Source organism: Enterobacter sp. 6722112 (assembly GCF_058661685.1).
Genome location: NZ_JBZWGR010000007.1, coordinates 1976755 through 1989501, shown reverse-complemented (window position 1 = coordinate 1989501; position 12747 = coordinate 1976755). Strand labels below are relative to the sequence as shown.

General features: G+C 57.4%; 13 protein-coding genes. 2 read left to right on the top strand and 11 right to left on the bottom strand.

Translation table 11 applies throughout. The features are described 5' to 3' along the window. Positions 1 to 46: 46 nt before the first annotated feature. The 8 genes from zinT to AC4OVU_RS10970 form a co-directional block, all read right to left on the bottom strand. Positions 47 to 685: a metal-binding protein ZinT gene (zinT, locus tag AC4OVU_RS11005; protein ID WP_017383986.1), complete on the bottom strand. Its 639-nt coding sequence runs from the start codon at positions 683 to 685 to the stop codon at positions 47 to 49. 52 nt (positions 686 to 737) lie between these two features. Further along, a complete protein-coding gene (urtE, locus tag AC4OVU_RS11000) occupies positions 738 to 1436 on the bottom strand; it encodes an urea ABC transporter ATP-binding subunit UrtE (protein ID WP_110292233.1) in 699 nt (232 codons plus the stop codon). Between the two features lie 9 nt (positions 1437 to 1445). Then, positions 1446 to 2243, bottom strand: coding sequence for an urea ABC transporter ATP-binding protein UrtD (gene urtD / locus AC4OVU_RS10995; protein ID WP_077580130.1), 798 nt, complete (start codon positions 2241 to 2243; stop codon positions 1446 to 1448). Then, positions 2243 to 3316 carry an urea ABC transporter permease subunit UrtC gene (gene urtC / locus AC4OVU_RS10990; RefSeq protein ID WP_015570542.1) on the bottom strand — a complete coding sequence of 358 codons (1074 nt, stop codon included), beginning with the start codon at positions 3314 to 3316 and terminating at the stop codon, positions 2243 to 2245. The genes urtD and urtC overlap by 1 nt, the downstream gene beginning before the upstream one ends. After that, positions 3316 to 4890, bottom strand: a complete 1575-nt coding sequence (urtB, locus tag AC4OVU_RS10985; protein WP_110292234.1) for an urea ABC transporter permease subunit UrtB — start codon at positions 4888 to 4890, stop codon at positions 3316 to 3318. The genes urtC and urtB overlap by 1 nt, the downstream gene beginning before the upstream one ends. A gap of 22 nt (positions 4891 to 4912) precedes the next feature. Further along, a complete protein-coding gene (gene urtA, locus AC4OVU_RS10980; RefSeq protein WP_015570544.1) occupies positions 4913 to 6184 on the bottom strand; it encodes an urea ABC transporter substrate-binding protein in 1272 nt (423 codons plus the stop codon). Between the two features lie 200 nt (positions 6185 to 6384). Then, positions 6385 to 7488 (bottom strand): cobalamin-independent methionine synthase II family protein, encoded by a 1104-nt coding sequence (locus tag AC4OVU_RS10975; protein ID WP_015570545.1) that lies wholly within the window; start codon positions 7486 to 7488, stop codon positions 6385 to 6387. Between the two features lie 156 nt (positions 7489 to 7644). Then, a complete protein-coding gene (locus AC4OVU_RS10970) occupies positions 7645 to 8055 on the bottom strand; it encodes a rhodanese-like domain-containing protein (protein ID WP_017383989.1) in 411 nt (136 codons plus the stop codon). Between the two features lie 73 nt (positions 8056 to 8128). Here AC4OVU_RS10970 and ftrA point away from each other — a divergent pair, with 73 nt between their 5' ends. Further along, positions 8129 to 9127, top strand: a complete 999-nt coding sequence (gene ftrA / locus AC4OVU_RS10965) for a transcriptional regulator FtrA (protein ID WP_185846746.1) — start codon at positions 8129 to 8131, stop codon at positions 9125 to 9127. Positions 9128 to 9275: 148 nt separating this feature from the next. Here the strand turns inward: ftrA and AC4OVU_RS10960 are convergent, their stop codons facing one another. Beyond that, positions 9276 to 9638: a hypothetical protein gene (locus tag AC4OVU_RS10960; protein ID WP_040117634.1), complete on the bottom strand. Its 363-nt coding sequence runs from the start codon at positions 9636 to 9638 to the stop codon at positions 9276 to 9278. Positions 9639 to 9881: 243 nt separating this feature from the next. Between AC4OVU_RS10960 and AC4OVU_RS10955 the strand changes: the two genes are divergently transcribed. After that, positions 9882 to 10115, top strand: a complete 234-nt coding sequence (locus tag AC4OVU_RS10955; RefSeq protein WP_015570548.1) for a DUF2554 family protein — start codon at positions 9882 to 9884, stop codon at positions 10113 to 10115. On the opposite strand, the gene AC4OVU_RS10950 is transcribed toward AC4OVU_RS10955, so the two are convergent. Then, positions 10112 to 12076, bottom strand: coding sequence for a peptidase U32 family protein (locus AC4OVU_RS10950; RefSeq protein ID WP_032648288.1), 1965 nt, complete (start codon positions 12074 to 12076; stop codon positions 10112 to 10114). The two genes, AC4OVU_RS10955 and AC4OVU_RS10950, sit on opposite strands and share 4 nt — an antisense overlap. Positions 12077 to 12156: 80 nt before the next feature. Then, positions 12157 to 12684 (bottom strand): helix-turn-helix domain-containing protein, encoded by a 528-nt coding sequence (locus tag AC4OVU_RS10945; protein WP_015570550.1) that lies wholly within the window; start codon positions 12682 to 12684, stop codon positions 12157 to 12159. Positions 12685 to 12747: the final 63 nt, after the last annotated feature.

Genomic DNA, 12747 nt, shown 5'->3' with positions numbered 1-12747 from the left:
TCGTAAGCCGGGTAAGGCGAAGCCGTCACCCGGCAAAACCAACACCCTAGTGGTGCAACATCTCCTCCACCACCTGCTCTTTGTACATCTCATTCGGGTAGTAGGTCGGCCAGTTATCCATCTCTTTCAGCAGCGCCTCGTGGGAGGTGTTGCCCATAAAGATATGGAAGTGTGAAGAGGCTTTCGGCCCGATGATATGGTCGCTGAACTGCACAAACTTAGGCGCCTGGCTCGCGTTATCCTTGCACTCAAACAGGTAGCGCACGCCTTTTTTCCCCGACGCATAGGTCAGAATTTTGTAGCCGCTGTAGTCGTAGCGGCAGCTGCTCACCGTTTTGCCTCGGTGGAATTCCATCACGTTGTTTTCAATGCCGATGGCGTCCACGTCCGTCGCGTACCCCTTACGGTAGTAGGCCTTCACCTCGGCAGCGGATTTTTCTCCCTTCTGCGCTTTCTTTTCGAAAACCGGATCCAGCGAACCATCAAGCAGGAACGGATAAACGGACTGCCAGGTCCCGTCCCAGTCAGACAGCGTCCTGTCCCTGACGTCTTTATCCTCAAAGACGCCGTTTGCCGCCTTCTGTTCCGCCTCCGTCATCTGATGACCGTGCGAATGGGCAAAAAGCGAGCCGCTTACCAGCAGCGTTCCCAGAGTCAGCGCAATTTTTGCAAGTTGTGCAGCCACAGCAAAATCCTCATTCCGTTTTATAAGAATGAGGATGTTATATTATAACATTTCAGATCGCAACCAGCCCGCGAACGCCCTCCTGCTCCATGTTCTCCCCGCGCCCCTGCTGGACGATGCTGCCGCGCGACATCACCAGATAGCTGTCGGCCAGCTCTGCCGCAAAATCATAAAACTGCTCCACCAGCAGGATGGCCATATCCCCCCGGTTCGCCAGGCTGCGGATCACCTGCCCAATCTCTTTAATCACCGACGGCTGAATACCTTCCGTGGGTTCATCCAGAATCAGTAACCGTGGACTGCTCGCCAGCGCGCGACCTATCGCCAGCTGCTGCTGCTGACCACCGGAAAGATCGCCTCCGCGTCGGTGCTTCATCTCCTTCAGCACCGGGAAAAGCTGCCAAATCTCCTCCGGTACGCTCCTTGCGTTTCCCGCGGAGAAGCGTGACAGCCCCATCAGCAGGTTTTCTTCTACGGTCAGACGCGGAAAAATCTCCCGCCCCTGCGGAACATAGGCCACGCCGGACTGCACCCGCTGGTGCGGTTTACTGTGAGTGATGCTCTTTCCCTGCCAGACGACCTCCCCGGCTTTCACCGGGATCAGCCCCATCAGGCACCTCAGCAGCGTGGTTTTGCCCACCCCGTTGCGCCCCAGCAGGCAGGTAACTTCCCCGACGACCGCCTCAAAGCTCACCCCGCGCAGAATATGACTTCCTCCGTAGTACTGATTCAGTTCGCTAACCTGTAACATCACCTCTCCTTAACGTCCCAGATAGACGTCAATTACCTGTTCATTGGCCTGTACCTCGCGAAGCGAACCTTCCGCCAGTACCCGCCCCTGATGCAGCACCGTGACGTGGTCGGCGATGGTCTCGACGAAACCCATATCGTGCTCAACCACCATCAGCGAATGCTTGCCTGCCAGGGTTCGGAATAGCTCGGCAGTGTATTCCGTCTCTGCGTCGGTCATACCGGCAGCGGGTTCGTCCAGCAGTAACAGATGCGGGTCCTGCACCAGCAGCATGCCGATCTCCAGAAACTGCTTCTGTCCGTGGGAAAGCAGCCCGGCACGGCGATCGCGCTCGCTGCCAAGCCGCAGCAAAACCAGCATCTCATCAATGCGGTCGCGCTGCTCGCCGCTAAGCGTGGCCCGCAGGCTCGCCCAGACGGACCTGTCGGCTTTCATGGCGATTTCGAGGTTTTCCCCTACGGTCAGAGCTTCAAACACGGTCGGCTTCTGGAACTTACGGCCAATGCCCTGACGGGCGATGGCCGCCGGTTCCAGGGCAGTCAGATCGATGGACTGATCGTAAATAGCTTTCCCGCTTTTTGGCCGGGTTTTGCCGGTAATCACGTCCATCAGCGTGGTTTTACCGGCGCCATTAGGGCCAATGATGCAGCGCAATTCTCCGACGCCGATGTTCAGCGAGAGATCGGTCAACGCCTGAAAACCGTCGAAACTGACGTTAATGGCCTCGAGCTGCAACACCGGATCGGTCTGCTCGCGGTAATGGTCGCCCGGTAGCTGGCGGGTAAAGAGTCCTTCAGAGGGCTGCATTAATTCTCTCCCTTACGAAACAGACCGAACACGCCGCGCGGTAAAAACAGCGTCACGGCGATGAAAATCAGCCCCAGAAACAGCTGCCAGTACTCCGGCATCGCCACGGTGAAAAAGCTCTTCGCACCGTTGACCAGCGCCGCGCCAATCACCGGGCCCACCAGAGTGCCGCGTCCACCCAGCGCTACCCAGATGGCCGCTTCAATCGAGTTGGTCGGCGACATTTCACCCGGGTTGATAATGCCCACCTGCGGAACGTACAGCGCTCCCGCCAGGCCACACAGCACGGCGGAAAGCGTCCAGACCAGCAGCTTGAAACCGCGCGGATCGTAGCCGCAGAACGTGAGACGGTTTTCCGCATCGCGCACCGCCGTTAAAATGCGGCCAAATTTACTCTTCGCCAGCGCGTAGCCTGTGCCCAGGGCCAGAAGCAGCAGCACGACCGTTGCGAGAAACAGCGCGATCCGCGTGGTGGTCGCCGTGACGGAAAACCCGAGCAGCGTGGTAAAACCGGTAAAGCCGTTATTGCCGCCAAAGCCGGTTTCGTTGCGAAAGAACAGCAGCATGCCCGCGTAGGTCAGCGCCTGGGTCATGATGGAGAAATAGACCCCTTTGATCTTCGAGCGAAAAGCAAACCAGCCGAAGACCAGCGCCAGCAGGCCGGGGATCGTCACAATTAACACCAGAGCCCAGGCAAAATGCTGCGTTCCCCACCAGAACCAGGGCAGCTCGCTCCACGAGAGAAACGACATAAACGCGGGCAGCCCGTCCCCGGCCGCCTGGCGCATCAGGTACATGCCCATCGCATAGCCGCCCAGGGCGAAGAATATGCCGTGCCCCAGCGAGAGCATACCGGCATAGCCCCAGACCAGATCGAGGGCCACGGCGACAACTGCGTAGCAGAGGATCTTGCCGATGAGCGTCAACATCCACGTAGAAACGGCCAGCGGATGCGTTGCGGGCAACAGCGCGAGAAAAGGCAGCACCAGCAGCGCCGCAACCAGCAGACTGCCGAAGATTTGCGTGGAGCGCGGTGCCCTGCGCGCCAGTGTTAAGGTCAATGGCTGGCTCATCAGTCTGTCACCCTCCCTTTAAGTGCGAATAACCCCTGCGGACGTTTCTGAATAAACAGAATGATCGCCACCAGAATCAGGATTTTGCCCAGCACGGCGCCCATCTGCGGTTCAAGAATTTTATTGAAGATCCCCAGACCAAAGGCCGCCGCGACGCTACCGGCCAGCTGGCCGACGCCGCCGAGCACCACCACCAGGAACGAATCAATGATGTATCCCTGGCCCAGCTCCGGTCCCACGTTCCCCAGTTGGGACAATGCCACGCCGCCCAGCCCGGCAATGCCGGACCCGAGGCCAAACGCCAGCATATCTACCCGTCCGGTGAGGACGCCGCAGCAGGCCGCCATGCTGCGGTTTTGCGTCACCGCCCGCACGTTCAGCCCCAGACGCGTTTTATTCAGAATGAGCCAGGTGAAGAACAGCACCATCAGCACAAACCCGAGCACCACAATGCGGTTCCACGGTAGCGTCAGGTTGGCGAAAACCTGCACCCCGCCGGACAGCCAGGCCGGGTTTGCGACCTCAAGGTTCTGGGCGCCAAAGGTCATGCGCACCAGCTGGATAAGCATCAGGCTGATCCCCCAGGTGGCGAGCAGGGTTTCCAGCGGGCGGCCATACAGATGGCGGATCACCGTGCGCTCCAGCACCATCCCGATACCTGCCGTCAGGCAAAATGCCACCGGCAGCGCCACCACCGGATAAAGCGCCAGCCACTGAGGCATCCACTGCGCCATCACCTGCTGCACCATCCAGGTGGCATACGCCCCGAGCATCAGCATTTCGCCGTGGGCCATGTTAATCACCCCCAGCAGACCATAGGTGATAGCCAGCCCGAGCGCGGCCAGCAAGAGTACCGACCCCAACGACAGGCCCATGAAGGCCTGCCCCAGCAGTTCGCCCCACATCAGCCGGTGCTGAATACGGTCCAGGCTCTCAGCGGCGGCGGCACGTACCCGTGCGTCCGGCTCGGTTTGCGCCCGGGTGAACGGCGTCAGCGTGGCCTGAACGTCCGGATCGTCAGACTGTCCCAACAGTTCAACCGCGTTGAGGCGCGTTTCCGCCTGCGGACTCGCCAGCTGAAGATTTGCCAGCGCCAGCCTCAGCGACTGTCGGGTAACGTCGTCCGTTTCGCGGTTAGCCCGCTGTTGCAGAAACCCGAGCATATCCGGCTGGGCGTCACGCTGAAGTTGCCGCGCGGCATGACGCCTTTCGGTGACACTGTCACTGACAAGCTGATGCGTCGCCAGCGCCGTGACGGTTAACACGCGCAGCCGGTTGGTCAGCCGCACGGCTTTGGTCGTTCCTTCGGCGCTCTTTGCCGCGCCCAGGGCAACCATTTCGCCGTCGATGCGGGTAAAAGCCTTCTTCTGGCTGTCGGTGTAGAGGTTCTCCTGTTGCAGCGCTTTAAGCAGCGGCAAACGTGCAGGTTCCGGCGTGGCTGCCCAGCGGGTCAGCATGGCGGTCTGCTGGCTGCGGCTAGCGGCAACGAAATCATCGGCATCCGATGCCTGCGCCATCCCTGGCAGCAGTCCGGTAAGCCACACAATCGCAATAATTATGCGCATGGCGTTCATGACGTCTCTCCCTGGTGGTGGCTTAGTTGCTGGCGGTTTTCATCGGCTGGTCAGGTTTTTTGTCATTCCCGGCGATAAACGGGCTCCACGGCTGAGCGCGTACCGGCTGTTCGGTTTGCCAGACGACATTGAACTGGCCGTTGCCTTCGATTTCACCAATCATGACGGGCTTATGCAGGTGGTGGTTGGTGGCATCCATGGTCAGCGTAAAGCCGGACGGCGCGTTGAACGACTGGCCCGCCATTGCCGCGCGCACTTTGTCCACGTCGGTTGTCCCCGCTTTTTCAACCGCCTGCGCCCACATATGCAGGCCGACATAGGTCGCTTCCATCGGATCGTTGGTGACGACGGTATCGGCATTCGGCAGCTTATGGGCTTTCGCGTAGGCTTTGTAGGCCGCGACAAAAGTCTGGTTGGTCGGGTTATCGACGGATTCAAAGTAGTTCCACGCCGCCAGGTTACCCACCAGCGGTTTGGTATCAATGCCGCGCAGTTCTTCCTCGCCCACCGAGAACGCCACCACCGGCACGTCCGTGGCTTTCAGCCCCTGGTTCGCCAGCTCTTTATAGAAAGGCACGTTGGAATCACCGTTGATGGTGGAGACCACTGCCGTTTTACCGCCCGCGGAGAATTTCTTGATACTGGCGACGATGGTCTGGTAATCGCTATGACCAAACGGGGTGTAGACCTCTTCAATATCTTTATCTTCCACGCCTTTCGAGTGCAGGAAGGCGCGCAGGATCTTGTTCGTGGTGCGCGGGTAAACGTAGTCCGTTCCCAGCAGGAAGAAGCGTTTCGCGCTGCCGCCGTCCTCGCTCATCAGGTACTCCACCGCCGGGATCGCCTGCTGGTTAGGCGCCGCGCCGGTATAGAAGACGTTAGGTGACATCTCTTCACCTTCATACTGCACCGGATAGAACAGCAAACCGTTCAGCTCCTCAAAAACCGGCAGAACTGATTTACGCGATACGGAGGTCCAGCAGCCAAACACCACGGCGACCTTATCCTGGCTCAGAAGCTGGCGGGCCTTTTCGGCAAACAGCGGCCAGTTGGATGCCGGGTCAACCACCACCGGCTCCAGCTTTTTCCCGAGCACGCCGCCTTTGGCGTTGATTTCGTCGATGGTCATCAGGGCGACATCTTTCAGGGGCGTTTCTGAAATGGCCATCGTGCCGGAGAGTGAGTGCATGATCCCGACTTTAATGGTCTCTGCGGCCTGGACGCCAAAACTGACCCCCATGGCGACCACGGAGGCGGACAAGGCGAACGCTTTTATAAAGGTACGACGGTGCATATTTTCACTCCTGAAAAAGAAAGCTGTGCGAAGACGTCCGTTACCGCCCGGACGCAGAAAAAGTAACGTCAGTTTCAGGAGAGCAAAAAGGGTGCCAGGTTGCAGAGGCAGGATTTAAACGGGTTCGAAGAGAGGACCTACGGGAAACGACTCAGAATGGTACAGCGCTGCACTGTAATAATGCAGCGCTGTGAACGATGTTACCAGACGTCGCTGGCGATTTGCGTCACCAGGCGAACTTTATCCCACTGCTGGGCTTCGCTCAGGCTGTTACCCTCTTCCGTGGAGGCAAATCCGCACTGTGGGCTGAGGCAAATCTGCTCTTTCGCCACGTAGCGCGCGGCCTCTTCCAGACGCGCTTTCACCCCTTCCGGGTTCTCCAGTTCACCGTGCTTGGTGGTGATTAGCCCCAGAACCACCTGCTGTTTACCCGGGCGCACAAAACGCAGTGGCGCAAAGTCGCCGCTACGGTCGTTGTCGTACTCCAGGAAGAACGCGTCGACGTTCACCGTACCGAACAGCACCTCCGCCACCGGCTCATAGCCGCCTTCGGAAATCCAGGTTGAGCGGAAGTTGCCGCGGCAAACGTGTAGCCCGATGGTCAGATCGTCCGGTTTGCCCTCCAGCGCCTTATTCAGCACCCGGGCATAGGTTCGGGCAAGTTCGTCTGCATCATCACCGCGCTCGCGGATCTGCCGGCGCTGGTCTTCTGAACAAAGGTAGGCCCAGACGGTATCATCCAGTTGCAGATAGCGGCAGCCTGCATCGTAAAAGGCCCGAATGGCATCGCGCCAGGTGGTCGCCAGATCGTCAAAGTAATCTTTCAGATCCGGGTATACCGTGGCATCAATATCCTTGCGGCCACCGCGGAAGTGCAGCACGCTCGGGCTCGGAATGGTCATCTTCGGCTGTGCGTTACCGCTGATGCTTTTGAGGTAGCGGAAATCTTCCAGCATAGGATGATCGCCGAAGCCCAGTTTGCCCGTTACGCGCACGCCATGGGCTTTGGTCTGCACCCCGTTGAACTGAATGCCCTGCTGCGAATCATAACGCTCTACGCCCTGTAGCCCGTCAAAGAAGTCAAAGTGCCACCAGGCGCGGCGGAATTCACCGTCCGTTACCACATGCAGACCGCAGGCGCACTGCTGCTCGACAACATGGCGAATGGCCTCGTCCTCAACAGCGCGAAGCTGACCGGCATCGATCTCACCGCTGGCGAATTGCAGACGGGCCTGTTTAACAGAATCCGGGCGTAAAAAACTGCCGACTACATCGGCGCGGTACGGGGCGTGGTGTCGCTGCATGGAAATCTCCTCTGTCTGTCGGCGTTAATTGCCCACAGTGATAATTCATCTCTTGAATCTTTAGACTTCTGGATGTCTAAACGTCCTGAAAAGATGTCATACCGGCTCGCCGCCGACAAACGAGAAAATTTCATCTGTGTTGAAATAAATTCATGTTCACAGGGCGGGTGATGAAGATCCTGCAAACGCGAACCGCTCATCTTCCCAGCCGGTGATGCCCCCGAGCATAATCTTGACCGGCAGACCCAGACGCGCCAGCTTCAGCGCCGCCCTGTCCGCCCCGTTGCAGTGCGGGCCTGCACAATAGACGACAAACAGCGTGCCCTCTGGCCACGCTTTCATCCGCTCGGCGGTGATCTGGCTCCAGGGTAAATGCAGCGCGCCGGGCAGATGCCGCCGGGCAAAATGTTCAGGTTTTCCGACAACGTGCAGCAGAACAAAGTCCTGCTCACCGCTGGATACCGCGTGATGGACATCGGCGCAGTCCGTCTCGACGCTCAGACGACGCAGAAAATGCCCCACGGCTTCCTGCGGCTCAGCAGCCGGAAATTCAGTAACATAGCTCATGAATCTTCCTCATTTGTGGTGTTTGTGTTAACACTACTCTATCCCTTACTTCAGCCCATGAATGCGTCCGCCTATGCCAGAAAACAGCAAAAAGATGACAAACTTAAGACATTCCTCGCCGCGCGCGGTCGTGCTGGCATATGACGGTTTATGTACCTTTGAGTTTGGCGTGGCGGTAGAAATCTTTGGCTTGCCGCGCCCGGAGATGGGCGATGACTGGTATCAGTTCGCCGTGGCGAGCGTGGATGACGGCGAGCTCCGGGCAACGGGCGGGATCCGTATTCTGGCCGATGGCGATCTGCGTCTGCTGGAGACGGCGGATCTGGTTGTCGTACCCGGCTGGCGAGGGCTGGACGAACCCGTACCCGACGCGCTCTGTCAGGCGCTCCGTGCGGCGCATGCCCGGGGTTGTCAGCTACTCTCAATCTGCTCTGGCGTTTTCGTTCTGGCAGCCTCAGGCCTGCTTGACGGGCGGAAGGCAACCACCCACTGGCGCTATACGCAAGCTCTGAAAACGCGCTATCCCGCCATCACCGTGGTCGACGATGTGCTGTACCAGGATGAAGGCGATATTCTCACTTCCGCAGGCAGCGCCGCGGGGATTGATCTGTGCCTGCACGTGGTGCGTCGGAATTACGGTATTGAAGCGGCAAACCGCGTGGCGCGTCGGCTGGTGATCCCGCCCCATCGGGACGGCTCGCAAACCCAGCAGCTTAGCCGACCGGTGGCTCAGTTGCGGGAGAGCCAGCGCCTGGGCCAGCTGTTTGATTATCTTCACCAGCATCTGGCCGTTTCCCATACCGTCGAATCGCTGGCCCTGCGGGTGGGTATGAGTCAGCGCACCTTTCTGCGCCGTTTCCAGGACGCGACCGGAACAACGCCCGCGCGCTGGTTATTAACTGCACGATTGCAGCGGGCAAAAGATTACCTCGAAAATAGTCGGCTCAGCATCGACAATATTGCGGAACAAACCGGTTTTGGACAAAGCGGCACGCTGCGCCACCATTTCCGGCAGCAATTTGCGCTTTCGCCCGCGCAATATCGCAAACAATTTTCACAGCCGGTACGATAAACGGGCAAAAAAAAACCGCCATAATCTGGCGGTAAATGCTTGCATGGATAGATTTGTATTTTGGTATCTACGCTCCGGTATTCCATACCGGGATGTGGATCATCTGCAATCTACCACTGTGAGCCTCAACGAAGCATAAACGAATCGATTAACCCGCTTTGGTATTAATTTGCAGATAACGCATCAGCCCCTGCTCTGCACTCTGGCGGGCATCATCATTAATCGCTTCGAGATAAAACGCACGAGAGACCCCATACGGCGCCTGCTCGGATGGGTAAACGGCGAACTGGAAGGTTTTGCCCCTCGCCTTATTGGTACAGCCCAGCTCCCAGCGATCTTCTCTTACCTGGGTGCTATTACATTCGACACGTCCGTAATCGCTGGTTAAATACGATCCGACACGGCTTTTTGCTGACTGAATATATTCTGGTTCTTCATTTGAATAGATGCTGGCCGCAGCACCCACCGCAACCACTACGCCCAGAAGTGATAGCACGATTATTTTTTTCATTTATTCGATCCAATCCTTAGCCAGAAAAATCTTATTGTAAATGATTTCCCAATATATCTAGCTTCTCTTTGCATACCAGAAATGGGAGTTTACAACGGCGATATTGCTTTTAAGAATAGTCTTAAGTGAGTTTTATTGCGACCACAATTTTTGACAGTCTATTTTCTCAAATTTAAACAGTCGAATAATTACTCTATGAAATTATCCCTACGATGACCGTAGCGTATTTTCAGGGGATAAAGGATGTTCAGAAAAGAATTTTCGCTACTGCTGGTGATTAGCGCCCTGTTCTCAGGGCAGATTATGGCGGAGCACAAAGGGCATGAATTTGTGTATGTGAAAAACGCCGACCATCAGCTTCGTCATGAAGCTGACAGCGACGAGTTACGCAGCGCGGCTGAGGAGTCTGCGGAGGGGTTGCGCGAGCACCATGCCTGGCAGAAATCGCGCAAACCGGATACCCACTCTGCGGGTTAGCTGCCTTTACGCTTCGGCAAGGTCTTCATCAAATCGTCAGGGCTAACGGAGGCCACAATGCTTCCCGGAGGCGGCATTTTGAAGATGTGATTCTTCATCTTGCCGATAACGTGCATTTCACACGGACGGCAGTCAAACTTCAGTGTCAGCACTTCATCGCCATTCACCAGCTGCATCGGCGTCGCTTTCCAGCTTTTAATATTGCCTTTCGCCTGTTTCGGACAAAGATTAAAGGCAAACCGCAGGCAGTGTTTGGTGATCATCACCGGCACATCGCCCTTCTCTTCATGCGCTTCATACGCGGCGTCAATCAGCTGCACGCCGTGACGATGGTAAAACGCACGCGCTTTGTGGTTGTAAACGTTCGCGAGGAACGAGAGATGCGTGTCCGGGTAGACCGGCGCAGGCACCGTTTCGGCCTTACGGCTGCCGCGCGGATAGTTTGCCAGGCGTGCTTCATCCAGCATCTCTGCCGTTTCACGGCGGAACTGGTTCAGCAGGCTGTTCGGCACGAACAGCGCGTCCGGCAGATTCACCTCAGTATTGCGCGCGTAATAAATGGTCTGCCCCAGCTTCGCCACGCCATCCTTGAGGTTGCTAAGCGCTTTCTCCGCATTGTTCGCCACCTCGAACAGGCCGTCGAGCGTATGCGTCACGCTGATACCGTCTTCGCAGGTCATGGTCAGGATCAGCTGCTCTTCCCAGCCCCCCAGCGCGATATCCACCGCAATGCGGCGCTCGCTGGAGGTCTTGAGCAAGGCCTGCTGCCAGTTGTGATCCAGGTTACGGTTAAGCGCCGCATTAGGACGGGCTTTGTAGAGATCGGCAGGCATTTCGTTCGGCCAGACGCGATAGCGATTTTCGCCGGTTTTCTCCACCGTATTGGCGCGGAAACCCACTACTTCACGTTTGATCATCACGTTGAGACCATCGCCGTTCGCCAGCGGCTCTGTAACCTGAACGTCAAGATGATCTTTCGCCACTTTCAGCACTTCACCCACCGGTAAACCGATAAACTTCGGTGAATCGAACGCGCCAATATCCCCTTTACGGGCATTCACGAAATAGTCCGTGCTGCCGCGGTGGAAGGTCTTGTCCGTCGACGGAATAAAGAAATGCTCTGTACGACCGGCGGACGCGCGCGCCAGGTCACCGCGATCGTCGATGATGGCATCCAGCATCTGACGATAATGGGCGGTGATATTTTTCACGTAGCTCATGTCCTTGTAGCGTCCTTCAATTTTGAAGGAGCGTACACCGGCATCGATCAGCGCGCCGAGGTTGGCCGTCTGATCGTTATCTTTCATCGACAGCAGGTGTTTTTCGAATGCCACCACGCGGCCCTGATCGTCTTTCAGGGTATAAGGCAGACGGCAGGCCTGAGAGCAGTCGCCCCGGTTAGCGCTGCGCCCCGTCTGGGCGTGAGAGATATTACACTGCCCCGAATACGCCACACACAGCGCACCGTGGATAAAGAATTCAATGGTCGCGTCGGTCGCCTGGTGGATATCGCGGATCTGGTTCAGGTTCAGCTCGCGCGCCAGAACAATTTGCGTAAACCCGACGTCCGAAAGAAACTTCGCCTTCTCAACGGTGCGGATATCGCACTGGGTGCTGGCATGCAGCTCAATCGGCGGGATATCCAGTTCCAGAACGCCCATATCCTGAACGATCAGGGCGTCAACGCCGGTCTGGTAGAGATCGGTAATAAGACGCTGCGCGGGCTCAAGCTCATCATCATGAAGAATGGTGTTCAGGGTCACGAACACCTTCGCCCCGAAACGGTGGGCGAACGGGACCAGCTCGGCAATGTCGCGCAGGCTGTTGCTGGCGTTATGACGGGCACCGAAGCCAGGGCCGCCAATGTAGACGGCATCTGCTCCGTGAAGAATGGCTTCACGGGCAATGGCGGCGTCGCGGGCCGGGCTTAGCAGTTCAAGATGATGGGAGTGCAGGCGCATACTTCGTCGTTATCCGTTATGGTCAAAATGGCGGCTATTGTAGTCAGAAGTCTGTGCCAGTGAAACCGTTTTGCGACGCTTTAGCGGGGATAATGGATCAGAGAGTGGAAATGCACCGTCCGGGCGCTGCTGTTGCGGTACGCGTGCGGTTTATCGCCGGCAAAACGCACGCCGGAATCAGCGTATAGCGTGCGCCAGACACCGTCAATTTGCATATCCAGCTCACCGCTTATCACCACCACGTGCTCGATCACCCCGGCTTCGTGCGGCGTGGACTCACTCAGTGCGCCGGGCGACAGGGTGATGGAGAAATGGTCGAACTTAAGCTGTTCATCCCAGGGGAAAAGCGGTTTCACCACCATCGCCTGCTGCTGCGGATCGAATACCGCCTGCGGTTCGCTTTCTGGAGTGATAAACGCCGAAAAAGGTACGTTCAGCCCGGTGGCGATTTTCCACAAGGTAGAGACCGTCGGGCTGGACTCATTGCGTTCGATTTGCCCGAGCATCGCTTTCGACACGCCCGTCTCTTCCGCCAGTTTCGACAGGCTCCAGCCCCGCGCCTGACGCAGCGCTTTCAGTGTGGTTGCCAGGTGTTGAGTGATATCCATAGTTCCTCCCGTTGCGGCAAAGCATACCACTTGTACGCTATAGCGCACAGTGATACCTTATTC

Bases quoted from the DNA above. Each gene is read 5' to 3' on its own strand.
- AC4OVU_RS10970 (WP_017383989.1), bottom strand. From the start codon at position 8,055: ATGAGCTATGTTACTGAATTTCCGGCTGCTGAGCCGCAGGAAGCCGTG.
- AC4OVU_RS10955 (WP_015570548.1), top strand. From the start codon at position 9,882: ATGTTCAGAAAAGAATTTTCGCTACTGCTGGTGATTAGCGCCCTGTTC.
- ftrA (WP_185846746.1), top strand. From the start codon at position 8,129: ATGCCAGAAAACAGCAAAAAGATGACAAACTTAAGACATTCCTCGCCG.
- urtA (WP_015570544.1), bottom strand. From the start codon at position 6,184: ATGCACCGTCGTACCTTTATAAAAGCGTTCGCCTTGTCCGCCTCCGTG.
- urtB (WP_110292234.1), bottom strand. From the start codon at position 4,890: ATGAACGCCATGCGCATAATTATTGCGATTGTGTGGCTTACCGGACTG.
- urtD (WP_077580130.1), bottom strand. From the start codon at position 2,243: ATGCAGCCCTCTGAAGGACTCTTTACCCGCCAGCTACCGGGCGACCAT.
- urtE (WP_110292233.1), bottom strand. From the start codon at position 1,436: ATGTTACAGGTTAGCGAACTGAATCAGTACTACGGAGGAAGTCATATT.
- AC4OVU_RS10975 (WP_015570545.1), bottom strand. From the start codon at position 7,488: ATGCAGCGACACCACGCCCCGTACCGCGCCGATGTAGTCGGCAGTTTT.
- AC4OVU_RS10950 (WP_032648288.1), bottom strand. From the start codon at position 12,076: ATGCGCCTGCACTCCCATCATCTTGAACTGCTAAGCCCGGCCCGCGAC.
- urtC (WP_015570542.1), bottom strand. From the start codon at position 3,316: ATGAGCCAGCCATTGACCTTAACACTGGCGCGCAGGGCACCGCGCTCC.
- AC4OVU_RS10945 (WP_015570550.1), bottom strand. From the start codon at position 12,684: ATGGATATCACTCAACACCTGGCAACCACACTGAAAGCGCTGCGTCAG.
- AC4OVU_RS10960 (WP_040117634.1), bottom strand. From the start codon at position 9,638: ATGAAAAAAATAATCGTGCTATCACTTCTGGGCGTAGTGGTTGCGGTG.